We start from the raw sequence: 24,898 nt of genomic DNA, 5'->3' as shown, positions 1-24,898 counted from the left end.
TTTTTAGTCGAATATATATTAATTACTGTGGCATAGAGCTATTAAGCTAGGAGTATGTAAAGTAAGTTAAATGAAAGTAATAAATAATTTACTTTTTAGATTGATTTTATATATCTTTTCGACACTGTCAAATAGTTTGTGTAAATAGATTTTTCTCGTAGATCGATTTTTAACCTAAATTGCTGTACATAGAGATCTTTTTGCGTGAGATGTTGAATATCGTTTTTTATTGAGTGAGTTAGTATGGCAGAATAAGGAAGTTAAAAAATAGGTCAAATAGTATTATTTTTGGTGAACTGGCATCATTGTTATAAGGTTGGGGCTTTCACCAAAATATAGGGGAAGAAGGAGCGGCTCGCGAATTAAATTCCTTAATGAAAACGGTGCGCCAAATACTTTATATAAGCTACATCCAAGGAAAACTCTTTTAACATATCAAGTTAAAGAAGTTGTTGAGATTTTGAAAGCAGAGAATATCTTATGAAAATGCTACATTATAAAGATTATTATGGAACGGTTAATATTTCCGAAGAGGATAATGTCTTGTATGGAAAGGTAATCGGCATTAAGGGATTATTGTCATATGAGGGCGAAACCGTTGAAGAGCTGAAGCAAGATTTTCATAATGTTGTTGATGAATATATTGCTGATTGCAAACGAAATAATATCAAGCTGCAAGTTTTTATAAAGGTACGTTTAATGTGCGTATCACTCCAGAATTGCATAAGGATTTAGCTGAATATGCGGAAGCTAATAATGAAAGGCTAAATTCAGCGGTAACTACGTTGATTGAAAGATTGGTTTTGGGGTAATTTAAGAGTTGTTATCTATATTAAGCTCTGTTATTATAATTAAATAAACATATGTTTCAATAATTATATTTGCTTTATAGCTCGATATTTATTAGAATGACTATAGAAAGATCAATCCCCTTGCTCTAATGGATACGTCCTATCGCAAGGTTTTTTTTATGCTTATGAAAACTCAAAAATCAATTCGATATATAGATCAACTAGCCTTGTTCAAACTAAGGGGTATGACTGGTATTAACTTAAGCATCCGTAATAAAAATGCTAAAGAGATTAGCCATTTAATAAAACAATTAAAAACAATCAGTACACTAGGATACTATAATTTAAAAAATTATGCTTTTCCTTATTATGATAGTGAGCATTCTTCTTATCAAAATATCCACTTTGATAACTTAGTTGCTAGATTTTATCGAGATAAGCATTTAAAACAAGCTATGTTACATGCGATTGAAGACATTGAAACCACTTTAAATACAAAGATAAGTAATGTATTAGGTTGAAAATATGGGCCATATGGATATTTAGATTTTAGAATATGGTGTCAAAGAAATTCAAGAAATAAATTTTTACATAATAAATTTATGGATAAATATGCAATTCAAAAAGAACAACTTAATTTTTTAGCAAAAATCCCCGTAAAAGTAAGAAAATCTGCTTCATATGATATGCATAAATTTACTTCTGAGAGTGATCGTGTTAATCCGCCAATATGGTTATTAATGAATGAATTAACATTAGGTGAAAGTATTCATATGTATAAACTGATGAGTAAAAATAATAGAGACCAAATTTCAACCTATTTTGGCTGTAAGACAGATGAATTAGTTAGTTGGTTAGATAATATTAATTTAATTAGAAATATTTGTTGTCATAATGGATTATTGGCTGATTTCAAATTAAAAACTAAAGCCAAAGTTCCAGTAGAATTTAAAACGCATAATATAGATGAAGGTATATTGTTAAGAACGCAAGAAGGTAATTATACTAATGCGTTAGCTTTTCAACTTTGTATAATTGTAAAACTGATGAGTAAAATTAATAATAAATATATTTTCAAAGATATTGAATCAGCCGTGTATAAACTATTTGATGCTACTACTACACCTCAACATTATGGTTTTAGAAATAAACTGATGATAAGGAAGTTATTTGATTTAACCACTGAGGATAGAGTTGATTCTTTAATAGAATATTAGTTATAAGGCTACGATGGTAGCTGAGGCCTTGGATATGTCTGAGGCCTTTTTATTTAAGGAATATTTTTATCATGACACAATACTACACAAGCGGCGAATTCGCGGAAAAAGCACATGTGTCGATTCGCACGATTCGCTATTATGACCAAAAAAATTTATTAAAACCAGCCGTGCGTACTAAAGGTGGCGCACGGCGTTATACCGACAAAGATTTTGCCAAGTTGCAACAGATTTTACTTTTAAAATATCTGGGCTTTTCACTTAGTGACATTCGTGAAATGACGATTGGTTCAGGGGATGCCCAATTTTTGCTAAATTCTTTGCAAATTCAGAAGCGTTTAGCTGAAGAACGCCTAGAAGAAATGAAAAACGTTATTGCGGCAATTGACTCTACTAGTGAGGCTTTAAAATCAAACCAGCAAGTGGATTGGAGCAAGATGCTCAATTTGATTCATTTAACTTCGATGAATCAATCACTCAGTATGCAATACAAGAACGCTACGAATATTTCTGCGCGGATTCGTTTGCACCGAGATTATTCTGTGAATAAGGAAGGTTGGTTTCCATGGTTATTTAGCAATTTACACTTAAAGCCAGGGATGAAAGTATTGGAATTGGGTGCCGGCAATGGAGCGTTATGGTCGCAGAACATCGATAGGGTGCCAGCTGGTGTAACGGTAGTTTTATCTGATATTTCCGAGGGAATGCTTGCTGATGCTAAAAAGGCAATAGGCGATCATTCGCAATTTCAATACGCCGTATTTGATGCGCAGAAGATTCCATTTGCAGATAACACTTTTGATCTGGTAATTGCCAATCACATGCTTTTTTACTGTGATGATATTCCCAAGACATTGAAAGAGGTGCGACGGGTGTTGAAGCCAGGAGCATCATTTGTTTGCAGCACATATTCTAAAAGGCATATGCATGAGATTACAGATCTAGTTCAAAGCTATAATTTCAATATTGTTCTATCTTCGACCAATTTATATGAACGTTTTGGTTTGGATAATGGTAAGCAGATTTTGCAGCCATATTTTAAAGATGTAACTTGTCACAAGTATCAAGATGCAATTGAATTGTCTGAATCAATGCCGATCATTTCCTACATTTTGTCTTGTCATGGTAATCAAAATTCAATTTTGCTAGATCATTATCAAGATTTTAAGCAATATGTGGATCACAAGGTTGAGAATGGTTTTTATATAACCAAGGATGCTGGGTATTTTAGCGCTAAAAAAGTTTAAAACTTTTTTATTTACCCTTGAAGGTGACGTAACGTAATGTTATATACTTAGTATGAAATATGATTTTTCAAAGCGGAGGATTAATATGAAAGTTATTGTTACTGGTGGTGCCGGCTTTATCGGCTCAAACTTCATTTTTTATATGATGAAGAAGCATCCCGACTACGAAATTATTTGTTTAGACAAGTTAACCTATGCAGGTAACTTATCAACTTTGAAGAGCGTTTTAGACAAGCCAAACTTCAAGTTTGTTAAGCTTGATATCTGCGATCGCGATGGTGTTTACAAGTTATTTGAAGAAGAAAAGCCTGACGTTGTAGTTAACTTTGCTGCTGAAAGTCACGTTGACCGTTCTATTGAAAATCCAGAAATTTTCTTGGAAACCAACATTATTGGTACTTCAGTGTTGATGGACGCATGTCGTAAGTATGGCATCAAGCGTTTCCACCAAGTTTCAACTGACGAAGTTTATGGTGATTTACCACTTGATCGTCCAGACTTGTTCTTCCATGAAGATACCCCACTTCACACTTCTAGCCCATATTCATCAAGTAAGGCTAGTGCAGACTTGTTAGTTGGTGCATATGGCAGAACTTACAACTTGCCCGTAACAATTTCACGTTGCTCAAACAACTACGGTCCATATCAATTCCCAGAAAAATTGATCCCATTGATGATTCAACGTGCCTTGAATAATGAAAAGTTGCCTGTCTATGGTGATGGTGAAAACGTTCGTGACTGGCTTTACGTTGAAGATCACTGCAAGGCTATTGATTTGATCCTTGAAAAGGGTACTCCAGGCGAAGTTTATAACATTGGTGGTCACAACGAAATGCACAACATTGATATTGTTAAGTTGATCTGCGACTACTTAGATAAGCCTTACTCATTAATTGAACACGTTACTGACCGTAAGGGTCACGACCGCCGTTACGCTATTGATCCAGAAAAGATCCATAACGAATTAGGCTGGCTTCCAGAAACCATGTTTAAAGATGGTATTAAGAAGAATATTCAATGGTACTTGGACAACAAGGAATGGTGGGAAAACATCATTTCTGGCGACTACCAAAATTACTATGAAGAAATGTATGGTAACAGAAAGGTTTTAGACAAGGATTAGTATCATGAAGGGAATTATTTTAGCAGGTGGTTCAGGCACGCGCTTGTACCCATTAACCTTAGTAACTAGTAAGCAATTATTGCCAGTTTATGACAAGCCCATGATTTACTATCCTTTGTCAACCTTGATGTTAGCAGGGATCAAGGATATTTTGATCATCTCTACTCCAGCAGATACTCCTCGCTTCAAGGAACTACTTGGAGATGGCTCACAATTTGGAATTAAATTGACTTACAAGGTGCAGCCTAGTCCAGATGGCTTGGCTCAAGCCTTTACTTTAGGCGAAGACTTCATTAATGGTGAACCTTGTGCCATGATTTTGGGCGACAATATTTTCTACGGCAACGGTTTTACTGAATTGCTTAAGAATGCAACTGCTGATGCACAACAAGGCAAGGCTACTGTCTTTGGCTATTACGTTAACGATCCAGAACGTTTCGGTGTGGTTGATTTTGATAAGAATTGCAAGGCAATCTCTATTGAAGAAAAGCCAGCACATCCTAAGAGCAACTATGCTGTTACTGGTCTTTACTTCTACCCAGGTGACGTTAGTGAAAAAGCTGCACAAGTTAAACCAAGTGCTCGTGGTGAAGTAGAAATCACCAGTTTAAATGAAATGTACTTGAATGAAGACAACTTAAACGTTCAACTTCTTGGCCGTGGTTATGCTTGGCTTGATACTGGCACAATGCACAGCCTTGTGGATGCAAGCAACTTCGTTAAGATGACTGAAGAGCGTCAAGGTGTATCAATTTCAGCTCCTGAAGAAATTGCATATATCAACAAGTGGATTGATAAGGATCAATTGCTTGAAGCTACAAAACACTATGGCAAGAGTCCATATGGACAACACTTGAAGTCAGTTGCAGAAGGTAAATTACGTTATTAATTTTTGTAAAGGAGAAAAATAATGGGACAAATTAAAGTTGAAAAGAATGTCGGCGGTATCGAAGGCTTAGCTGTTATCACTCCAACTGTTCACGGTGATGATCGTGGTTACTTCATGGAAACTTTTAACCAAAGAGACATGATGGATGCCGGTTTCAGCATTAACTTCGTACAAGACAACCAATCAAGTTCAACCAAGGGTGTGCTTCGTGGCTTACACTTCCAAAAGCATTATCCACAAGTTAAGTTGGTTCGTGCTGTTCGTGGTTCAGTATTTGACGTTGCTGTTGACCTTCGTAGTGAATCAAAGACTTATGGTAAGTGGTACGGTGTTGAATTAACTGCAGAAAACAAGAAGCAATTCTTGATTCCACAAGGTTTTGCACATGGTTTCTTAGTTTTAAGTGATGTTGCTGAATTTTGTTACAAGGTTAATGACTTCTGGCACCCTAATGACGAAGGTGGTATGGCTTGGAACGATCCTGAAATTGGTATTAAGTGGCCACACGTTAAGGGTGATTACCCAGGTAGCGCTAGTGCTGAAGGCTATACTTTAGATGACGGCACCAAGTTGAACTTGGCAGAACGTGACCAAGAATGGGTTGGCTTAAAGGATACTTTCAAGTTTTAATTAGTGAGGTAAATTGATGAAAGTTTTTGTAACTGGCGTTAATGGTCAACTTGGCCATGACGTGATGAATGAACTTGCTAAACGTGGCTATGAAGGCGTCGGCTCTGACTTGAAGCCTGAATACGCTGGGGTAGCTGATGGCAGCAGCGTAACTAAGGCACCATATGTTTCTTTGGATATTACTAATGCTGAAGCGGTTGATCAGGTAATTACTGCGGAAAAGCCAGATGTAATTGTGCACTGTGCTGCTTGGACTGCTGTTGATATGGCGGAGGACGATGATAAAGTAGCCGCTGTGCGCAAGGTTAACGTTGGTGGTACGCAAAATATTGCTAATGTAGCTAAAAAGCTAGATGTACCAATGGTTTATATTTCAACCGATTATGTCTTTGATGGTCAAGGCACTACCCCATGGAAGCCAGATTTCAAGGGCTACAAGCCAATGAACGTGTATGGCGAGACAAAGCTTGGTGGCGAAAAGGCTGTCAGCGAGACCCTCGACAAGTACTTCATTGTACGGATCGCCTGGGTATTTGGTGTTAATGGACACAACTTCATCAAGACGATGCTCAAGGTTGGTGCTAGTCATGACGAAGTTAAGGTGGTTGACGATCAGATTGGTACGCCAACTTATACCTTTGACTTAGCTCGTTTATTGGTTGATATGATTGAAACCGACAAGTATGGCTACTATCATGCAACTAACGCGGAGTTGCCAGCAACCGTCAGTGGCTATGATGAAAATGGCACGAAGACTGGCTACATTTCTTGGTATGACTTTACTAAGGAAATTTACCGTCAAGCAGGTTACAAGACAAAGGTGACACCAGTCACGACCGCTGAATATGGCTTGTCCAAGGCCGTGCGTCCATTTAATTCACGCCTTGATAAGAGCAAGCTAGAGAAGAATGGTTTTAAGCCATTGCCACTCTGGACAGATGCCGTTCATCGCTATTTGGAAATCTTGCACGAAGATGGTTTCTTTGACGAGTTGAAGAAGTAGAAATTAAATGATTTAGAAGGCAGCTTTAAGCTTTGGGGCTTAGATTTGTTTTTTTTATTGTAGTAAAAATTTATAGCGTATATTAAGTTAACTAAAGTGTCTTTTTGTTAAATTGTAAAGGTGAGACTGTAAAATATTTTGTGTAAGGATGAAGGATTCCTTAAATTAATTTTCAAAAACATTAGAAAAAGGAGTTCCTTTCTCGTATGATTGGTTTGAACAAAAAACACATACAGAAAGAAGAACTCCTTCATGAATGATTTTACCAAAAATATGGCTCAAGCTCTATTCAATCAAGACAAAATTAATGATTTATTGCGTAAAGAATTACAACAAGCAGTTAATGACTTGTTAGAAGCTGAATTAACTGCCTTTTTAGGTTATAATCCTTATGCAAGAGACGGCTGGAATACCGGCAATTCTAGGAACGGTGCCTACTTTCGCAAGGTGGATACGCAGTTTGGCAAAATTGAAATCCAGGTGCCACGAGACCGCAACGGCCTGTTTCATCAGCACACGCTGCCTGACTACAAGCAGCACTCCGATGTCTTGGAAAACATGATCATCAAGCTTTACTCTAAAGGTGTAACTACCAGAGAGATAGCTGATTTGATTGAAAAAATGTATGGCAGCCATTACAGCCCCGCTCAAGTATCCAATATTTCTAAGCAGATGATCCCCAAGGTAGAGGCCTATCACAAGCGTAAGCTGAGCGATAAGTTCTTCTGCGTTTATCTAGACGCTACCTACGTTCCTCTGCGCCGAGAAACTTTTGAACGTGAAGCTGTCTATATTGCCATTGGTATCAAACCTAATGGCCACAAGGAAGTTATCGACTACTGCATTGCGCCCAATGAAAACATTGAAGTCTGGACGGAGCTGCTCCAAAGCATGAAGTCTCGCGGCTTAGAGCAAGTAGAGCTTTTTCTTTCAGATGGCGTTGTGGGCATGAAGACAGCACTGGCAAAGACCTATCCTCAAGCTCATTTTCAGCGTTGCTTGGTTCATGTCATGCGTAATATCTGCGCTAAAGTACGCGTGGAGGATCGCGAGGCAATTATGAACGAATTCAAGCAGATTCACCAGCAAGCCAATAAAGCAGCTGCTGTTGATGTATTGCATGCCTTCTATGCCAAATGGGACAAGAGTTATAATCATGTCATAAGAAACCTGAAAGACATCGAGCCAGACCTGCTGGTCTTCTATAATTATCCTAAGCAGATCAGAGCTTCAATTTACTCTACCAACATGATTGAATCTTTTAACAACGTCATTAAGCGCAAGGCTAAGCCTAAAGCAGAGTTTCCGACTGAACAGTCGCTTGATACTTTTATTGGCATTCAAGCAATGAGTTACAATGACCGCTACTTCAACCGAATTCACAAAGGCTTTGGTCAGGTTCAGGACACCTTAGAATCTTACTTTGATTAAATAAAGAATAAAAAATCAATCTATGAGAAAGATCTATTTACACAAAAGATTTGACAGTTTCAATTTCCTGTCTCTTTGTCAAACACCCTAAAGTATAAAGAGAGATAAAAGCATAACGATGTTTTTGTCTCCCTTTTTCTTATACTTAAGATTGACGTGTAAGTCAAAAACAGAATGAATTGATAATTTCGTTTATTAAATGGAACCAATAGTATATGTTTTCAATAAGCTAAAGTTAGGGTATGATCTTAAAAATCAAATTTCAGAAATTGAGTTGAAAGCGTATATTGCCTCAATTTGATTTTATAGGTTATATTATAAAAATTCTGTAGTTGATTTTTAAATATTGTAGACAAAACTAAGTGATAATAAACTGGCTGAACCAGAACGATCTTCATAGATCATGAGACTAAAAAAGAGTAAAATTTTTATTAAAAAGAATTTTACTCTTTTTTTGCCTAATAATACGAAAGATTTGGAAAATATAAGCTATTAGTGTATCTTGTTAGAACTATAACTTGCGTTTGTCCATTACTAAGGACAAATCTCAAGTCTTGAAACTGAAAGCGATTACTAGAATAGAAAGTGTAAAGAGAAGTGAGTCGGTGATAATGAATAAAAATAAAAGGACAAAAGAATTATTATTCTATTTATCAAATAATAAAGATTTTGTTCAGGCAGAAGAAATTGCAAGTCTTCTGCACGTCTCCAAAAAGACTGTTTATCGTTTAGTACGAGATATTAATGCTGAAAGTCAATCTCCAGTAATTGTTTCTCAGCGAGGAATGGGCTACAAACTTAGTTCTTATTCTTACTTTAAAAAGAATAATGAATCAGGTAATCGAAAGTCAGTCAATATTTCTCCAGTTGAACGAAGAAACAGGATTCTGAAGCGGTTGCTTCTAGTTTCACCGCAAGGGATTAAAGAAAGCGAGGTATTTAAGGATTATTTTATAAGTTCTAGCGTGCGTACTAATGACGAGCGTGTGATGAAACAGGTTCTAGATAAGTATGATCTAAATCTATCTATTGAAAATAGCTATATGAGAATTACTGGGTCGGAAGTTAACATTAGACAGATAATTAAAGAACTGATTGATGATCGTGAAATTGTAGATTTAAGACAATTTACAGGAAATACGGATTTTAATTCTGAACTGGATGTAAAATTTGTACTTTATGAAATTAGGAAAATTGAAGATCGATTGCAATCTTCGTTGCCGTATCCATATAATGTTAATTTATTTTCTCATATCTACATCTTGATTACTCGACTAAGAAAAGCTGGTAGTCATGCAGATCTTAATCGTAGAAAAGTAAGGAAAGAAGATATTGCTGGTAAAACATTCTTATATGAGATTAGTCAAGTTGTAGTTTCGGATATTAGTCATTATTTAGCTCAGGATATTCCAGATGATGAAGCTGATACGATTTTTGAATACTTAGTCTCCTCTAGGTTTGGTGATGACTTAGCAGTTAATAATATTTCTACTCAAGTCACAAAAATTACAAATGATTTAATTAATCAAGTATCAGCCAAAATAGGATGCAATTTTATCGGGATAAATATCGGGATAAATAATGAGCTAGAAAAACATATTGAGCCATTAATGAAACGACTTAATAACAATATTCATATTAATAACAATTTGCTTGAACAGATAAAAATGGAGTATACAGATTTGTTTAATGTTATTAAGGATATTTCTAAAAAGATATTCCCTAATTATAGCTTGAGCATGCCCGACGATAATGAAATTGGCTATTTAACTTTATACTTTGCCCAAGCAATTGAAAGCCAGCCTAAGCATGTCAATGTAGTTATTATGTGTGCAACTGGTATTGGGACCTCGGAGCTTTTGAGGATAAAAGTAGAAAATGCCTTTCCTAATTTTAATATTGTAGCAGTTACATCAAGCAATGATCTTAGTGTTAATAAAAATAATGTGGATTTAATTATATCTACGGTAAAAGTTTCTGAGCAAATTAAAGTACCTTCTGTAATAGTAAGTGCTTTGTTTACACAGCAAGATCAAGATTTGGTTGTCAAAGCTGTTAATACAATGTGGAGAAACAAAAATGAAGGCTAAGGAAATTAATAAAAAAATATCTTATACGAATTATCAACGATTAATTATTGATATTACTAATTTGATTTTGCAGTATGAGCCACAACTTACTAAAAATTCAATTCTTCACGATATAGATGTGAGAAATAAGCAAGGTGAAGGATTGATGTACCCCAGTGTTTTGTCTATGCATGTGCAGGATGAGTTAGTTAAACAAGATGTTGTTTTCTATATAACTTTAAGCCAAGCATTTAGATATGTTTCTAAAATCGTGAATCAGGAATTTCAGATAAAAAAATTGGTTTTGATAATTGTAAATCCTCAACATAAACTAGATCACTTATCTAAATTAATGGATTTTATAAGTTAAAGGAGGAGGGTAGATGATGAAGCTTGATAAAAAATTATTCTCTAAAAAAGTACTTTTATTTCATAAAGATGTAAAAACACAAGATGAGATATTTAATCAGCTTGATCAGTTTTTGCTTAGCAAGGATGTAGTTAATGATGGCTTTTTGAATGCGGTAAAAAAGAGAGAAGCAACTTTTCCTACTGGTTTACAACTGGAATCAGGAATTGGAGTAGCAATCCCACACACGAATCCTGAATATGTCAGTGAAGATCAGATTGGGTTTATGTCTTTAAATAATCCAGTGCAGTTTAGACAAATGGGTAGCGATACAGACAAGGTTCAAGTAGAAATGATTTTTATCTTGTGTTTAAAAAATGCTCATAAGCAATTAGATATGTTACAGAATCTAATGACATTGTTTGGAGATGATGTGGAAATCAAAAAACTATATGAATGTAAGACATCAGATGAATTTTTGAACATAATTTGTTAGAAAGGTTAAGAAAATGGGAGTTATTCAATGGATTATTAATCTCGGTGCGAGTGTATTTTTACCAATTCTTTTGTTTATTCTTGGACTTTGCTTAAGAATTAAACCAGGTAAAGCTTTTAAAGCCGGCTTAACAGTTGGTATCGGCTTTATTGGATTAAACTTGATTATTGGTTTACTTGGAGATCAATTAGGGCCTGCCACAAGATTAATGATTTCAAATTATCATCTGCATTTGCGGACAATTGATGTTGGTTGGCCTGCTGCTTCAGCTATTGCATATGGTACTGCATTAGGTGTAACCGCAATTCCAATTGGTGTTTTGACTAATATTGTTCTATTGGCATTAGGTTTAACTAGAACTGTTGACATCGACTTATGGAACTACTGGCATGTAGCTTTTGCTGGTTCAATTATTTACTTACTGACAAGAAACATGTGGTTGGGTATCTTTTCAATGGTAGTTGTCACTATGTTTACTTATTTCTTTGCGGATTTAAGTGCACCTAAGGTACAAAAGTACTATGGACTAGAAGGAATTTCATTCCCACAAGGTTTTTCAGCTCCAGGTTATGTTTTCGCATTGCCATTTAAATGGTTATTTGACCGCATCCCCGGTTTCAATAAAGTTCATGTAAATGCCTGAAACGGTTCAAAAGAAATTAGGTATTTTTGGTGATATTACCGTAATGGGTGCCATTATTGGTTTTGTAATTGGCCTGTTAGCCCATATGGATTTTGGCAAGATTTTACAATTGGCTGTAAACATGGCCGCTGTCATGATGTTAATGCCTAGAATGGTTTCGTTATTGATGGAAGGCTTAACCCCAATCTCTGATGCCGCTAATACGATGGTTCAAAAGCACTTTCCTGGCAAGAAATTATACATTGGTATGGATTCAGCTTTAGCTATTGGTCAAGAGAGTGTTCTTTCTTCATCACTTATCTTGGTACCAATTACTATCTTCTTATCAGTAATTTTACCAGGAAACCAAGTTTTACCATTCGTTGACCTAGCAACATTGCCATATTTCTTTGCTTTATTTGCCGCTGTATTTGATGGTGATATTTTAAAGACTATTATTGCTGGTGTTGTAGATATTGTAATTAGTCTTTATGTTTCAACTTGGGCTGCTCCAGTAATTACTAAATTAGCTAAAGCTGCCAACTTTAATATGAAAGGCTATACTTCAATTTCAGTTCTTAGTGATGGTGGTCTTTGGACTAACTTTATTTACTTGATGACAGGTGAAAAATTCCAATGGATTGGTATGAGTGTGCTTTTCGTAATTGCATTACTCTTGCTTATCTGGTTAAAACAAAGAAATGCTAAGCACGATGCACAAGTCGCAACAACAAAATAAGTTAATTAATGAAAGGAAACTATTATGAAAAAGTTAATGGTTATGTGTGGTAGTGGTGTAGCAACCTCCACAGTAGTAATGGGAAAATTAAAGTCATGGTTAGCTGATCAAGGCTTGGATAAAAAAGTAACACTTTATCAAAGCAAAGTTGCTGAAGAAGTTAACCACTTAGATGACTATGATATTGTTGTTTCAACTACATTGGTTCCAGACAATGTTAAGGATAAGGTCATTAATGGTGTTCCTTTATTGATTGGTGTTGGTGCAAGTAAAGTTTATGACAAGATTAAAGAAGAAATCGAGGCTTAAGAATGCTAGTTTCATCTAAAGTTTATTTGCAAGATGCAAGAGAAAATCATTATGCATTTCCACATTTCAATTATTGGGACAGCAATTCAATTAGAGCAGAGATTGCTGCTGCTGAAGAATTAAAGTTACCTGTAATTTTGGCTTGGGCAGAAAAACACTCACCAGAAATTGGAATGGAAGATGCCTTAGGACTAGGGAAATTCTTTGGTGCAAGGGCAAAAGTACCAGTTATTTTACATTTAGATCATGGTGTGACACCTGAATTAGTTAAAAAGGGAGTAGATGAAGGCTTTACTTCCTACTTGCTCAGTGTTATTTGAAGAGTTTGTTCACGACAAAGACTTCAATGGTGATGAATTCTTACAAGTAGATTTGAATAATATTTTGGATAAGATTGTCCCAAGAGAGTTATCTGAAAATACCAATTACCGTTATCCAGGTCCAAAACATGTAGCTTTTTTACAAGAATTGGCTAAAAAAGATCCAAATTATCCTGCAGATCCAGGAACTATTTTAAATGGGGATGCCCACGTTAGAGGATCTATGTTTGGTGGCAATCAAACATTTGCAATTAAGGATGGCGAAATGTTGACAGGTTCAGTTGGCTATATCTACTTTGTAGATTGGGATCAAAATAGAGATAGAAACAGAGTATGTCATGTTCTTGTTATGGGTGAATAAAAAAATACTATTACTAAAATGTGTGTGGTGATAATAGCATTCATAAAACCTATTAAGTTTCAAAATTTATTATAAGACTAAAAGTAATAAATATCATTCAATTTATTAGAACTCCAGCTGATTTGGCTGGAGTTTTTTAGTAGTTTCTTTTAATAATAAGGAATAAAATTATCATGAATTTGAATTAGTGGTTTATTAAGAGTAGATAAGAGATGTAGGCTAAATGGAAAAATTTTCTAGAACAGAATTATATAATGAGCTTTTAAAGAATAGTCTAAAATATCTATCTGATAAATATCATATAAATTACAATCAATTTAGCTCCTTTTGTCATCAGAATAATATTCCAATTCCTGGTCCAAAATACAGAATGTATTTAAAGATGAAAAGAGATGCTTCAAATCTTATAAAACCTTTACCAATTGCTGAAACTGATATTATTTATTTTCGAACAAGCGATGAAAATGAAGACATCAAAAATGAATTAAAAGAATTAAATGATCCTTTTAAAATTGAGCAGATAGAACAAGTATTAGCGGAGTTTAAGTATTCATCTAAAAAGCCTTTGAGTTCCAAGGTGAGAAATTTTAAGAAAAGTATTCAGAATTGGAAGAAAGAGAACCCTTACGATGATCATTCATATGAATGGTATAAGTGGTATTCGGATGAACAAAAGCCTAAATTTATGGATGATATCTCACCTAAAGAACTTCCTAGATTATATAGGTTGTTAGATAGGTTTTATTTGATATTTGATCAATTAGTTGAAGAAGTTAAAGATGATTTTACAATAATTATTGGTGGAAAAGACGAGGTTCCTTTTAGTATTTCAGAGTATAAAGATAATATAGACCATAGGATAACTAAAGAAGAGCAAGCAAAACTGAATGAATATGAGAAAAAGCGAATGATTGATCCAGATTTAGCTTATAAACCTAGAATTAGAAAATATGATCATCCATATAATGGAAGATTCAGAATAAAGTTTGATAGTTATCCCTATCATGCTTATATAAGAGATACCAATAAAGGAAAATTGGAAGATAAGATATCTCAGATAATTATTGAATTTTATAAAGAGTATATTTCTGTAAGAAAGGAGCGTCTTGCTAGACAAGAGAAAGAGCGAAAACAAAAGGAAGAAAAGGAACGGAAAATACAAAGAGCTGAGCATATTAATGACGAGAAGAAAAAGGTTCAAAAATTAATAATTGAAACACGTGACTATAAAACTTCAAAACAAATTCGAGAATATGCTAAGACAGTCAAAGATCCGAAGTATAAAGACTGGATTTTACAAAAAGCATCTTGGCTTGATCCAACTATCCACAAAGAAGATGAAATCCTGGGTAAGAGGGATTATAGTAAAGCTTTGAAAGAGTATTATGTTCTTTAGAGTAATAAAAAATTGATAATAATTTATCCGAAAATATTAATAGTGAAATTATAAAGTTCTTTTAATTTGCCTTTTTGTTGTGGCTTAAATATTAAAATATATTCATGATAAAATGTTAATGTTTGATTTGAAAAATTAATTATAAAAAAGTGGGAGAAAAGGGTAGATGAAGAAAGTATTTTTTGTATTATTGAAAATATTAGGAACTATTTTTTATTTATTTGTTGCTTTAGTTATTGGTGTTGGATTTTCATCAATTGCAGGTTGGATAATAGCACTAGCTGGGTTAGCGTATATCATCGTGCGACACTACAAGAAAAAAAGTGAAAAGACTAATGAAACGATATTAAACGATAAGGTTGAGAAGAGTAAAACAAGTAAAAATGTTAAAGAAAAAACACCATCTGAGACTGCTAAATCAGTAATTAATGAAAGTGGTAAAGAGAATAATTCAGTACGACTAGTTAAAGCGAAGAAAGATAGTAGTGTATCATCTAATACTTTGAATCAGGTACATACAAAAGTATCATTTTCTGAATTATTTAAAGCTAAAAAATTTAAGTTAGAATTAGAGAGTTTGAAGCAAAGTCAAAAAGCTCTAGAAGAGAAAAAAGCACAATTAGAACAAGATAACGTTAAATTACAAAAACAAGCTGACTTAAAACTTAGTGTGAAGCAGATGCAACCCTTGGAGTTAGACAAAGAAATCGCTAAAAAAACTGAAGAGTTTAATAAAAAGAAGGCTGAGTTGACTAAGTTAAAAGCAGAAAAAATCCAAGAATTGAATAGATTAAAGGATCAAACTGTTAACGAGTTAAATGAATTAAAAACAAGAAAAACTCAAGAAATGGCTGATATTGTAAATACTAAGCAAGAAGATATTAGAAAATTAAATGCTGATATTGCTCAGAAGAACTATAAACTAGATGAACAGAATAAACAAATTCCAAATTTAGATAAGAAAATAAAAGATTTAAATAGTCAGCTTGTGAATGTCTCAGATGAAGTTATGTACGAAGATTATGGTTTGTATAAACCGAGATATGATTTTGCAAATTCTAGTGCATATAAGGGAAAGTTATCAGAAGTAAGGTCTAATCAAAAGGAAATGATTAAAAATGGAGAGGCTGGAATTATTTTTAATTCTATGACATTGAATGACTCTGAAGCCAAAGGCCGCTCTATGCAAAAGAAGAATATCAAGCAATTAGTTCGTTCTTTTAATGGTGAATGTGAAGCTGCCATTAATAAAGTAACCAAATCTAATATCGAAAGAATTAAAAAGAGAATTACTCGTTCATTTGAACAACTGAATAAACTGAATGAACCTAACGGAGTTAGACTTACTGCAAATTATTTAGATAGCAAGTTAGATGAAGCACATATTGCTCTTGAATATGCATTAAAGAAAGAACAAGAAAAAGAAATGCTTAGAGAACAACGACAAAGAGAAAAAGAAGAACGTCAAGCACAGAAAGAGTATGCACAAGAACGTGCAAAATATGAAAAAGACGAAACGCATTTTCAACAGGCAAAAGATCTTCTACAAAATAAGATTAATAATTCTAAGAGTGATGTGGAGATTGAATCTCTTAAGAGAAAATTAGCTGATCTTCAGGACAAAATTTCTGATATTCAAGCTAAGAAAGTTAAACTTTCGGATCGAGCTGAAAACCCAACAGCAGGTTACGTTTATATTATTTCTAATATCGGTTCTTTCGGACAAAATGTTTATAAAATTGGGGTTACTCGCAGATTAGACCCGATGGATAGAATTAATGAATTAAGTAGTGCCTCAGTTCCATTTAAATTTGATGTTCATGCACTTATATTCACTGATGATGCGTATAAACTGGAAACTGAATTGCATGAATATTTTGATAAAGAACGAGTTAATAGGGTAAATAAGCGTAAAGAATTCTTTAAATTGAATATTGATGAAATTAAACAAGTTTTAAGTAAACATAAGGAATTAACTTTTGATTTTCATGAAATTCCTGATGCTCCTGAATATCGTGATACATTATTGATTGAAAAAAAGATGCAAGAAAGTAGATAAGAATTTGTGTGGAAATGATTTTTATTGAAGAGGACTATGTCCTCTTTTTTTGCAACAAAATAAATATTTTGACACATGTATTTTAGACAGAAATATTCCTTTGTTTGTGTATTTAGAATATAGGCTCGTAATGATAAGTTTGGTAAGTGATCATAATTAGTATAGTAAAAAAATAATAGCAACTATAAATAGTTGCATAGAGGACGAAATATTATTATAATTATGGGACATAAACAAACAATAAGGAAATTAAAAAGTAGGTCAAATAGTATTACTTTTAGTGAACTGGCATCATTGTTAGAAAGTTTAGGTTTTTCCCAAGATAATAAGGGAAGAACGAGCGGATCTCGAGTTAAATTTCTTAATAAAAACGGTGTGCCAATCTATTTGCATAAGCCGCATCCAAGAAAAACTCTTTTAGCATATCAAGTTAAAGAAGTTGTTGAAATTTTGAAAGAAGAGAATATCCTATGAAAATGCTGCATTATAAAGATTATTATGGAACAGTTAATATTTCTGAAGAGGATAACGTCCTGTATGGGAAGGTAATTGGCATCAAAGGATTATTGTCATATGAGGGCGAAACCGTTGAAGAGCTGAAGCAAGATTTTCATAATGTCGTTGATGAATATATTGCTGATTGCAAACGGAATAATATTAAGCCACAAGTTTCTTACAAAGGAACGTTTAATGTGCGTATTACTCCAGAGTTGCATAAAGATTTAGCTGAATATGCAGAAGCTAATAATGAAAGTCTAAATTCAGCGGTAACTACTGCGATTGAAAGATTAGTATTGGGGTAATTTGAGATCTGAATTTATTAAGTCATCATTTCTGTTGGGATGATGGCTTTTTTATTGTCCGTAATTATTGCTACTGAAAAATTTATTAGTAAAGCTTTTATGATTAAGAGATTAATTGTTATGGTTCACTTATTTTTTTATTCTTTGATAAATTATATTAAATATAATTAGCTTGTTTAAAAGATGTCTTAAAAATCCAAATATTGTATAATTAGTGTAGCTCCTGAGATACACATCAGAAATGGAGACGTGAAAATGTGGCTACTCAAGAAGAAATCGAAGCAATTCTTAAATCAATTTGCAAACGACGTGATTCCTGGATCTTTAGTACAAGATGAGTAAATTTATTAACTTTAATAGAATTAGGAATAGATCAAGATGAAATTTTAGAAATAATTGATCAAACTTTAGACTGGAGAGATTATGTAGAAGGTCCGGAAGCTGATAATCACGTGCCTCCAATTCCTGGAAATATTTGGATTTTTGGGCTCAATGTTGATTTATATTTGAAGTTTCAAGATCGTCCAGAAGGTCCGGTTATTTGGATATCAATTCATCAAGCAAATTATCCAATGAATTTTCCATATAAATAAGGAGATTTTATCCATGAAAAAGAAGTTTTTTAATCCCGAGCTTAATCGCTATGAGTACTATACTGAAGTTTGGTTACCAGAAAAGGTAACGGTCAAGGATGAAAAAGATTTATTCGTAATTAATCACTATTGGAAAGATAAAGATGGGGAACTCTGGGGAAATTTCGATAATCCAATGGAAAATGTGTATCGCAGTTTTGCGGCATACCGACAAAAGAAAGGATTTTTAACGCCTAAACAGATAAGAGAACTACGAAAAGATTTAAACATGTCTGTACGAGAATTTGCTAATTCATTAGGTATTAGTTCTTCTGCTTTAACCAAAATAGAAAATAATCATCGTATTCAAACTAAATATCAGGATATGCTATTTAGATTAGTTATGCTGAATAAGAGTAACTTTAAAAAAGAGCTAGCCAATAATGATAAAAAAACATGGCTTGATAATTTAAATCAAATGATTGATAAAAAATATCAAAGGTCAGATTCGAGACCGTAAAATAGTTTGTGTAAGGATGAATTATTCCTTAATTTAATTTCCTAAAACATTAGAAAAAGGAGTTCCTTTCTCGTATGATTGGTTTGAACAAAAAACACATACAGAAAGAAGAACTCCTTCATGAATGATTTTACCAAAAATATAACTCAAGCTCTATTCAATCAAGATAAAATTAATGATTTGCTTCGTCATGAAATCCAACAAGCTGTTAATGACTTGTTAGAATCTGAACTGACTGCCTTTTTAGGCTATGATCCTTATGCTAGAGACGGCTGGAATACCGGCAATTCTAGAAATGGTGCCTACTTTCGCAAGGTGGATACGCAGTTTGGCGAAATTGAAATCCAGGTACCACGAGATCGCAATGGTATGTTTCATCAACACACTCTGCCAGACTATAAACAACATACTGATCTCTTAGAAGATATGGTTATAAAGCTTTATTCTAAAGGTGTAACCACTAGAGAAATAGCTAATTTGATCGAAAAAATGTATGGCAGTCATTATAGTCCAGCTCAAGTGTCTAATATCTCTAAGCAAATGATTCCTAAAGTTGAGGCTTATCACAAGCGTAAGCTGAGCGATAAGTTCTTTTGTGTTTATCTTGCTGCAACGTATATACCGTTGCGTCGAGAAACTTTTGAACGAGAAGCAGTATATATTGCCATTGGTATCAAGCCCAACGGTCACAAAGAAGTGATCGATTATTGCATAGCTCCTAGCGAAAATATCGAAGTCTGGACGGAGTTGCTTCAAAATATGAAAAGCAGAGGCCTTAAACAAGTTGAATTATTTTTATCAGATGGTGTTGTGGGTATGAAAACTGCACTAATGCAAACTTATCCTAAAGCTCACTTCCAGCGCTGTTTGGTTCACGTGATGCGTAATATCTGCGCTAAAGTACGTGTAGAAGACCGTGAGGCAATTATGAACAAGTTTAAGCAAGTTCATCAACAGTCTAACAAGCAAGAAGGTATAACAGTCTTACATAGCTTTTATAGTAAATGGCAGAAAGCTTATAAGCATGTAATTCAGAATGTAAAAGACCTTGAAGCGGATCTGCTAGTTTTTTATAACTATCCGAAACAGATCAGAAGTTCAATCTATTCAACTAACATGATTGAATCCTTTAATAATGTTGTTAAGCGCAAAGCCAAACCTAAAGCAGAGTTTCCAAATGAACAGTCATTAGATACTTTTATTGGAATACAAGCAATGAGCTACAATGATCGATATTTCAAGCGAATTCATAAAGGCTTTGGTCAAGTACAAGACACTCTAGAATCCTATTTTGAATAAATAATTAATTAAAAAAATCAATCTACGAGAAAGATTTATTTACACAAAAGATTTGACAGTTTCGCTTATTTTTATTAATTAACTAATTGTTGATAATTTTCAGAAAATATCTTTTGTGAATCTTTATTTGATAAATGTAAATCATCAATCGCTTCTACAATTATGGCATTTGCCCCAGCTAGCATTACCGCAAATGGCGCATCAGTGCCAAAAAGGACGTGATCAATGTCATAATAGTCGATTGCAAGCTGCAGGGCAGGGGAATTACCCAATATTGCAGTATCAACATAAAACTTCTTAAACATCGCAGCATGTTCGGCATCAAGAATATGATCAATTCGACCGCTGAAGAAGGGGACCATGGCACCAGCATGATGAACCAATATTTTTAAATGAGGGTATTTCTTAAAAATATTGCTCTGAACTAATTGCAACATTGCTTGGGACAATTCATATTCCCAAGAGAAGACCAGATTATTATCAGGTTTGCGTTGATCAAAAACGGGATGCAACCATAAAGGCAAATTTAATTTCGCAGCTTTTTTAAAGATGGGGTCAAATTCTGGATCTGCAATACTTTTGCCTAAGTGCCGGGTAAAAATTTGAGCACCCATTAAGTTGGGATCAGCTTTGACTTTATCTAAAATATGCAAGCTTGCCGGGATATTATTCATAGCTAGCATCCCCACACCAACTTCAAATTTATCTGCATGCTCTTTAACGATTTCTGCCAATTCTTTATTTCCTTTGTCAGCTAATTTAGCTGCTTGGTCGGGGCCAACAAAATCTTCTGGATTGATATTAGCAAAAGAAATCACTTGCTTCATGTTGTCATCTGGACAAGTATTTAATCTTTCATCAAGATCAACAAGACTTTTAATCCTAATGAAAGGGAATTTCTGTGGGATCGTTGGTTCAAGTTCTAGCATTTTTTGATAAAAGTGGGGAGGTAAAATATGTGCAAAAGCATCAATTTTCATAATTTTGCCTCTCTAATTTAGCGGTTTTAAATCTTTAATCTTCTTGGCAGGGACGCCACCAACAACAGTGTTATCTGGTACATCCTTGGTTACAACAGCACAGGCACCAATGATGACATTATTGCCAATATGAACACCGCCAATCCAAACGTCGTTACCAACAGAAATAGGTTCAGTAAAAGAGATTAAATACTTTTGACCATTTTCATAGGTGCCCCAACGTTTAGTGGCATCAATTGTATGCTCTCCACAATAAAATTTAACATCCGGAGCGATAATTACACGATCGCCTAAAGTAATCAAGTTTGAATCTTGAAAGCGAACGTTATCGTTGATAAAGTCATTATCACCAAAACTAATATGATTGCCATAAAGAACATCGATTTTACCATTGATAGTCAAGCCTTCACCAACATGACCAAATAAATCGTTAATTGCAGTTTGACGTTTTTCAAGATCAGACAAATCGTTAATCACTGGCATTAAACGATGAGCTTTCGCAATCATCTTTCTTAATTCTGGATCACGATAGTCATATTCTTCACCAGCTAAAAGTTTCTCATGTTCTGTTTTAGTCATTATTATTGCTTCTTTCATAACTTAAACTTCCTTGATCGACTAGGATATCAACCTTTAGCTTGATTTGATCAAGGATTTCTGCTTTATCTGCTAAGTTTAACTCAGCTATTGAACTAGGAGAGAGCCCCAAGACCCATCCTTCACCAGTATTCTTTTTATCTTGACCAGCCAGAATAATTTCCGTATTGCTATTCGTTAGCTTATCAAAATTAGTTTCTTTTCTTACCTTAATCTTAGTTAACGTCGCATTTATATCTTGATCTTCAAATACTCTAAAAATAGTAGTACTAGTTTTTACCAATTCTGGTTTTAAATTAATCATTTCAGTACCAGTAATGATCTTTTTAGCCACTTGACCATAATGCTTGAATTGAGGTGAATTTGCATGGATTTGATAATGCTCTTCGTCTTGATAACACTCAATCACATAATTACTTTCACCTAATTTATCATCATGTCCAGCAAGCATAAATAAAGTTCCTGGTTCATTTTTAATTGACGTCATCATATTATGCTTGCCTTCATTTACAAAAGCCGTTCGATTTGGGGCATTAATATTTAAATGAAAGATCCGCATAATTGGTGCATTGATTAATTTCATAATATGCTTCTTACTGTAAATCTAAACGCACCGTTGCCGTAGCACATTTGTCTGATACCATCATATCAATTGGATATTGACCATGATACTTTGCTTCGTAAGCATCTGTTACTGCTTTGATTTCATCTTCATCCTCAACAGCTACATAATTTACTGGATAGGTTTGATTATTAAATTCAATGGCACCACCGTTTTTTAAACCCGACTTGTACCATTTGCTTTCTTTGCCTTTACCAGCTCTTAAATAAACGTGATTATTATTGGTTACCACCCAAATAGGGGAGTCTTGAAAAATCTGGCCCTCATCATCATTAGGATGGTTTTGGACAGTAGTTATCTTGTTTAAAACATCTAATTCTTCTTTAGTCCAATATTTCATTTTTTTGCTCCTAATCATCTAAAATCTTATATTCTTCAAAATAACTTTTACCTTGCTTGATTTCTCCGCTTTCATAAAGAGAAATTTTATGCTCTAAACGTTTAATTGAACGATTCAAATTTTTCTTTTTAGTTTCAAGTAAAGCAAGCTGCTCTTTTAATAAATCTTCACGAGCTTGCAGGGTAGAATCACCTTGCTCAATTAACTTAACGTAATCGACCAATGCTTCTACGGTAATTCCAGAATGCCGCAGACAAACAATCATTTCGATCCACTTTTGTAATCCTTCGTTATAGTAACGATTGCCATTCTTTTTACGAGGAACAGCAGGGATTAAGCCAATCCGTTCGTAATAGCGAAGGGTATCTGGTTTTAAGTGGTATTTTTCACTAACATCTGTAATAGTTAGATCAGTCATTTGATTCACCTCTTGAATTTAAGATACTACTTGGAGTTAACTCCAAGTCAAGCATTTTTCAAATATTTCATAATCGATTTTTATGCTCAATTTATAAAAATCAATTGACAATAAGTAAGCATGAGTTTACACTAATAGTCAACAAGAGTTACTAAAAGTAAGAAAGGAGTACTAACATGTTGAATTTACAAGCTGTATGTCAAAACTGTGTATGTTGTCCAAAAGACAATACTTTTTTGCATACGCTAATTCAGCATGACGTACTTCGATATAATCTATAGTTAACTTGATTTTTTAATTTAGCTATTTAAGGATCTACGAACTGAATTGGTTCGTGGATCCTTTTTTGTTTGGTCTTTGGGAGGTAAGATCTTATGAATTGGTCAATCATACAACAAGCGTTGCCATTATTTGCCCATGCATTTGGACTCACGATCTGGTTATCGCTAATCGGGATAATAGGTTCGATTATTGTTGGAATAATCGCTAGCTTAACACGATATTTTAAAATACCGGTAATTAGTCAGATCATGACAGCATATGTTGAACTAGCACGAAATACGCCACTTTTAATTCAATTATTTTTCTTGTACTACGCTTTTCCTGTTATCGGAATAAAAATGTCCGCTGAAGTTTGCGGTATTATCGGTTTAATTTTCCTAGGTGGAGCATACATGGCTGAGGGATTTACTGGTGGTTTCAATGGTATCTCTACTAGCCAAATTAACAGCGGAAAAGCATTAGGAATGAGCCGTTTTCAATTAGCGCGCTATGTTGTTTTCCCACAAGGCTTTGCATTAAGCTTGCCTGCTTTAACAGCTAATATTATCTTTTTAATTAAAGAAACATCCATTTTTTCAGTAATTGCAATCCCTGAATTAACCAATACAGCTTTAGATTTAATCGGCATGTACTACCGTTCCAATGAATACTTACTGATGTTGGTTATTGCTTATGCAATTATCTTGATCCCAGTAATTCTTTTATTAACTTGGCTTGAAAGGAGAGTTCGTTATGGTGCATTCGGGAATTAACGTTTTATTTGAAGGGAGCAATTTTGCTCGTTTAATGGCAGGTCTTTGGACTTCCATTTGGATTGCAGCTATTTCCTTAATAATTGGTTTAGCTATTGGAACTATTTTTGGTATTCTTAGAACTTTGCCTAATAAAATCATTCGATTTGTTTTACGAATTTATCTAGAATTCTTCAGAATAGTACCTACAATCGTTTTACTTTACTTGGTCTATTATATTTTGCCACGAACTTTTCATGTTAACTGGCCAGCAACTTGGATGGCAGTTTTGGCATTTTCACTATGGATAGCAGCAGAATTCAGCGATATTGTTCGCGGAGCAACCGAATCAGTACCTAAGAGCCAGCGTGAATCGGGACTGGCATTAGGCTTAAGCAAAATCCAATTATTTAGATATGTATTATTGCCACAAGCAGTTAAGTTAGAGCTTCCTGCAACAATCAACTTAGCAACTAGAGTAATTAAAACCACTTCACTTTTACTTGTCATCAGCATTATGGAAGTAATTAACATTGGCCAGCAAATTATCGAAGCAAATAATCAGCAATATCCAACTGGTGTTTTCTGGGTTTCTGGACTGATATTTATCTTATATTTTGTCCTCGACTATCCATTATCAGCTTGGGCTAAGAAATTAACTAAGGAAAGCAAATAGGTGAGCA

Annotated in this window: 26 protein-coding genes and 3 pseudogenes; 24 read left to right on the top strand and 5 right to left on the bottom strand. The window is 34.1% G+C overall.

What is annotated here, in order from left to right; all coding sequences use genetic code 11:
- Positions 1 to 480: 480 nt before the first annotated feature.
- The 22 genes and pseudogenes from ICI50_RS09045 to ICI50_RS08940 all read left to right on the top strand — a co-directional run bounded on the left by ICI50_RS09045 (position 481) and on the right by ICI50_RS08940 (position 20,245).
- Positions 481 to 735 (top strand): type II toxin-antitoxin system HicB family antitoxin, encoded by a 255-nt coding sequence (locus ICI50_RS09045; RefSeq protein ID WP_236694808.1) that lies wholly within the window; start codon positions 481 to 483, stop codon positions 733 to 735.
- Positions 702 to 812, top strand: coding sequence for a hypothetical protein (locus tag ICI50_RS10890; protein WP_236694807.1), 111 nt, complete (start codon positions 702 to 704; stop codon positions 810 to 812). The genes ICI50_RS09045 and ICI50_RS10890 overlap by 34 nt, the downstream gene beginning before the upstream one ends.
- A gap of 128 nt (positions 813 to 940) precedes the next feature.
- Positions 941 to 2,008 (top strand): annotated as a pseudogene (locus tag ICI50_RS09035) (Abi family protein).
- A 71-nt stretch (positions 2,009 to 2,079) separates the two neighbouring features.
- A complete protein-coding gene (locus ICI50_RS09030; protein ID WP_188891557.1) occupies positions 2,080 to 3,255 on the top strand; it encodes a MerR family transcriptional regulator in 1,176 nt (391 codons plus the stop codon).
- A gap of 85 nt (positions 3,256 to 3,340) precedes the next feature.
- Positions 3,341 to 4,378, top strand: coding sequence for a dTDP-glucose 4,6-dehydratase (gene rfbB / locus ICI50_RS09025; RefSeq protein WP_188891556.1), 1,038 nt, complete (start codon positions 3,341 to 3,343; stop codon positions 4,376 to 4,378).
- Positions 4,379 to 4,382: 4 nt separating this feature from the next.
- Positions 4,383 to 5,267, top strand: coding sequence for a glucose-1-phosphate thymidylyltransferase RfbA (gene rfbA, locus ICI50_RS09020; RefSeq protein ID WP_188891555.1), 885 nt, complete (start codon positions 4,383 to 4,385; stop codon positions 5,265 to 5,267).
- A 21-nt stretch (positions 5,268 to 5,288) separates the two neighbouring features.
- On the top strand, positions 5,289 to 5,897 hold the full coding sequence (rfbC, locus tag ICI50_RS09015; RefSeq protein WP_023192708.1) for a dTDP-4-dehydrorhamnose 3,5-epimerase: 609 nt from the start codon (positions 5,289 to 5,291) through the stop codon (positions 5,895 to 5,897).
- 16 nt (positions 5,898 to 5,913) lie between these two features.
- Complete coding sequence (rfbD, locus tag ICI50_RS09010; protein ID WP_188891553.1) at positions 5,914 to 6,900, top strand: dTDP-4-dehydrorhamnose reductase; 987 nt, start codon at positions 5,914 to 5,916, stop codon at positions 6,898 to 6,900.
- A gap of 252 nt (positions 6,901 to 7,152) precedes the next feature.
- The gene (locus ICI50_RS09005) at positions 7,153 to 8,331 is read left to right on the top strand and encodes an IS256-like element IS1201 family transposase (RefSeq protein WP_126096198.1); all 1,179 of its coding nucleotides are present in this window, start codon (positions 7,153 to 7,155) and stop codon (positions 8,329 to 8,331) included.
- Positions 8,332 to 8,942: 611 nt separating this feature from the next.
- Positions 8,943 to 10,421 (top strand): BglG family transcription antiterminator, encoded by a 1,479-nt coding sequence (locus ICI50_RS09000; protein WP_143445847.1) that lies wholly within the window; start codon positions 8,943 to 8,945, stop codon positions 10,419 to 10,421.
- Positions 10,411 to 10,770 carry a hypothetical protein gene (locus ICI50_RS08995; protein ID WP_095342442.1) on the top strand — a complete coding sequence of 120 codons (360 nt, stop codon included), beginning with the start codon at positions 10,411 to 10,413 and terminating at the stop codon, positions 10,768 to 10,770. Before ICI50_RS09000 ends, ICI50_RS08995 begins: the two co-directional genes overlap by 11 nt.
- A gap of 13 nt (positions 10,771 to 10,783) precedes the next feature.
- The gene (locus ICI50_RS08990; RefSeq protein ID WP_095342443.1) at positions 10,784 to 11,245 is read left to right on the top strand and encodes a PTS sugar transporter subunit IIA; all 462 of its coding nucleotides are present in this window, start codon (positions 10,784 to 10,786) and stop codon (positions 11,243 to 11,245) included.
- Between the two features lie 13 nt (positions 11,246 to 11,258).
- Positions 11,259 to 12,606 (top strand): annotated as a pseudogene (locus tag ICI50_RS08985) (PTS galactitol transporter subunit IIC).
- A 24-nt stretch (positions 12,607 to 12,630) separates the two neighbouring features.
- Complete coding sequence (locus ICI50_RS08980; protein WP_180707440.1) at positions 12,631 to 12,915, top strand: PTS sugar transporter subunit IIB; 285 nt, start codon at positions 12,631 to 12,633, stop codon at positions 12,913 to 12,915.
- A 2-nt stretch (positions 12,916 to 12,917) separates the two neighbouring features.
- Positions 12,918 to 13,235, top strand: coding sequence for a class II fructose-bisphosphate aldolase (locus ICI50_RS08975; protein WP_095342446.1), 318 nt, complete (start codon positions 12,918 to 12,920; stop codon positions 13,233 to 13,235).
- Positions 13,216 to 13,596 (top strand): annotated as a pseudogene (locus ICI50_RS08970) (YjbQ family protein); the annotation flags it as partial. The gene ICI50_RS08975 and the pseudogene ICI50_RS08970, both read left to right, overlap by 20 nt.
- A gap of 223 nt (positions 13,597 to 13,819) precedes the next feature.
- On the top strand, positions 13,820 to 14,992 hold the full coding sequence (locus ICI50_RS08965) for a hypothetical protein (protein WP_188891551.1): 1,173 nt from the start codon (positions 13,820 to 13,822) through the stop codon (positions 14,990 to 14,992).
- A gap of 166 nt (positions 14,993 to 15,158) precedes the next feature.
- The gene (locus tag ICI50_RS08960; RefSeq protein WP_244040385.1) at positions 15,159 to 17,051 is read left to right on the top strand and encodes an SNIPE associated domain-containing protein; all 1,893 of its coding nucleotides are present in this window, start codon (positions 15,159 to 15,161) and stop codon (positions 17,049 to 17,051) included.
- A gap of 222 nt (positions 17,052 to 17,273) precedes the next feature.
- Positions 17,274 to 17,525: a type II toxin-antitoxin system HicA family toxin gene (locus tag ICI50_RS08955; RefSeq protein WP_095342451.1), complete on the top strand. Its 252-nt coding sequence runs from the start codon at positions 17,274 to 17,276 to the stop codon at positions 17,523 to 17,525.
- Positions 17,522 to 17,854, top strand: coding sequence for a type II toxin-antitoxin system HicB family antitoxin (locus ICI50_RS08950; protein WP_095342452.1), 333 nt, complete (start codon positions 17,522 to 17,524; stop codon positions 17,852 to 17,854). The genes ICI50_RS08955 and ICI50_RS08950 overlap by 4 nt, the downstream gene beginning before the upstream one ends.
- A 606-nt stretch (positions 17,855 to 18,460) precedes the next feature.
- On the top strand, positions 18,461 to 18,946 hold the full coding sequence (locus tag ICI50_RS08945) for a helix-turn-helix domain-containing protein (RefSeq protein WP_244040386.1): 486 nt from the start codon (positions 18,461 to 18,463) through the stop codon (positions 18,944 to 18,946).
- 120 nt (positions 18,947 to 19,066) lie between these two features.
- Positions 19,067 to 20,245 carry an IS256 family transposase gene (locus ICI50_RS08940; RefSeq protein WP_188891550.1) on the top strand — a complete coding sequence of 393 codons (1,179 nt, stop codon included), beginning with the start codon at positions 19,067 to 19,069 and terminating at the stop codon, positions 20,243 to 20,245.
- Between the two features lie 74 nt (positions 20,246 to 20,319).
- Here ICI50_RS08940 and ICI50_RS08935 read toward each other — a convergent pair whose 3' ends face one another.
- From ICI50_RS08935 to ICI50_RS08915, 5 genes are read right to left on the bottom strand one after another with little or no spacing between them, the layout of a single operon-like run.
- On the bottom strand, positions 20,320 to 21,225 hold the full coding sequence (locus ICI50_RS08935; RefSeq protein WP_188891548.1) for an amidohydrolase family protein: 906 nt from the start codon (positions 21,223 to 21,225) through the stop codon (positions 20,320 to 20,322).
- Between the two features lie 12 nt (positions 21,226 to 21,237).
- The gene (locus tag ICI50_RS08930; RefSeq protein WP_188891546.1) at positions 21,238 to 21,822 is read right to left on the bottom strand and encodes a maltose acetyltransferase domain-containing protein; all 585 of its coding nucleotides are present in this window, start codon (positions 21,820 to 21,822) and stop codon (positions 21,238 to 21,240) included.
- Entirely contained in the window at positions 21,797 to 22,405 is a 609-nt protein-coding gene (locus ICI50_RS08925; protein WP_013854744.1) for a putative quinol monooxygenase, read from the bottom strand. Before ICI50_RS08925 ends, ICI50_RS08930 begins: the two co-directional genes overlap by 26 nt.
- A 10-nt stretch (positions 22,406 to 22,415) precedes the next feature.
- Positions 22,416 to 22,784 carry a DUF2255 family protein gene (locus tag ICI50_RS08920; RefSeq protein WP_013854743.1) on the bottom strand — a complete coding sequence of 123 codons (369 nt, stop codon included), beginning with the start codon at positions 22,782 to 22,784 and terminating at the stop codon, positions 22,416 to 22,418.
- Between the two features lie 10 nt (positions 22,785 to 22,794).
- Complete coding sequence (locus ICI50_RS08915) at positions 22,795 to 23,202, bottom strand: MerR family transcriptional regulator (protein WP_013854742.1); 408 nt, start codon at positions 23,200 to 23,202, stop codon at positions 22,795 to 22,797.
- A gap of 374 nt (positions 23,203 to 23,576) precedes the next feature.
- Between ICI50_RS08915 and ICI50_RS08910 the strand changes: the two genes are divergently transcribed.
- Together ICI50_RS08910 and ICI50_RS08905 are read left to right on the top strand one after the other, a co-directional pair.
- Positions 23,577 to 24,236 (top strand): amino acid ABC transporter permease, encoded by a 660-nt coding sequence (locus ICI50_RS08910; RefSeq protein WP_095342108.1) that lies wholly within the window; start codon positions 23,577 to 23,579, stop codon positions 24,234 to 24,236.
- The gene (locus ICI50_RS08905) at positions 24,217 to 24,891 is read left to right on the top strand and encodes an amino acid ABC transporter permease (protein WP_095342107.1); all 675 of its coding nucleotides are present in this window, start codon (positions 24,217 to 24,219) and stop codon (positions 24,889 to 24,891) included. The genes ICI50_RS08910 and ICI50_RS08905 overlap by 20 nt, the downstream gene beginning before the upstream one ends.
- Positions 24,892 to 24,898: the final 7 nt, after the last annotated feature.

Origin of the sequence: Lactobacillus kefiranofaciens, from assembly GCF_014656585.1 — a bacterium.
Lineage (GTDB): Bacteria > Bacillota > Bacilli > Lactobacillales > Lactobacillaceae > Lactobacillus > Lactobacillus kefiranofaciens.
This window is presented reverse-complemented; position numbering and strand designations above follow the sequence as displayed.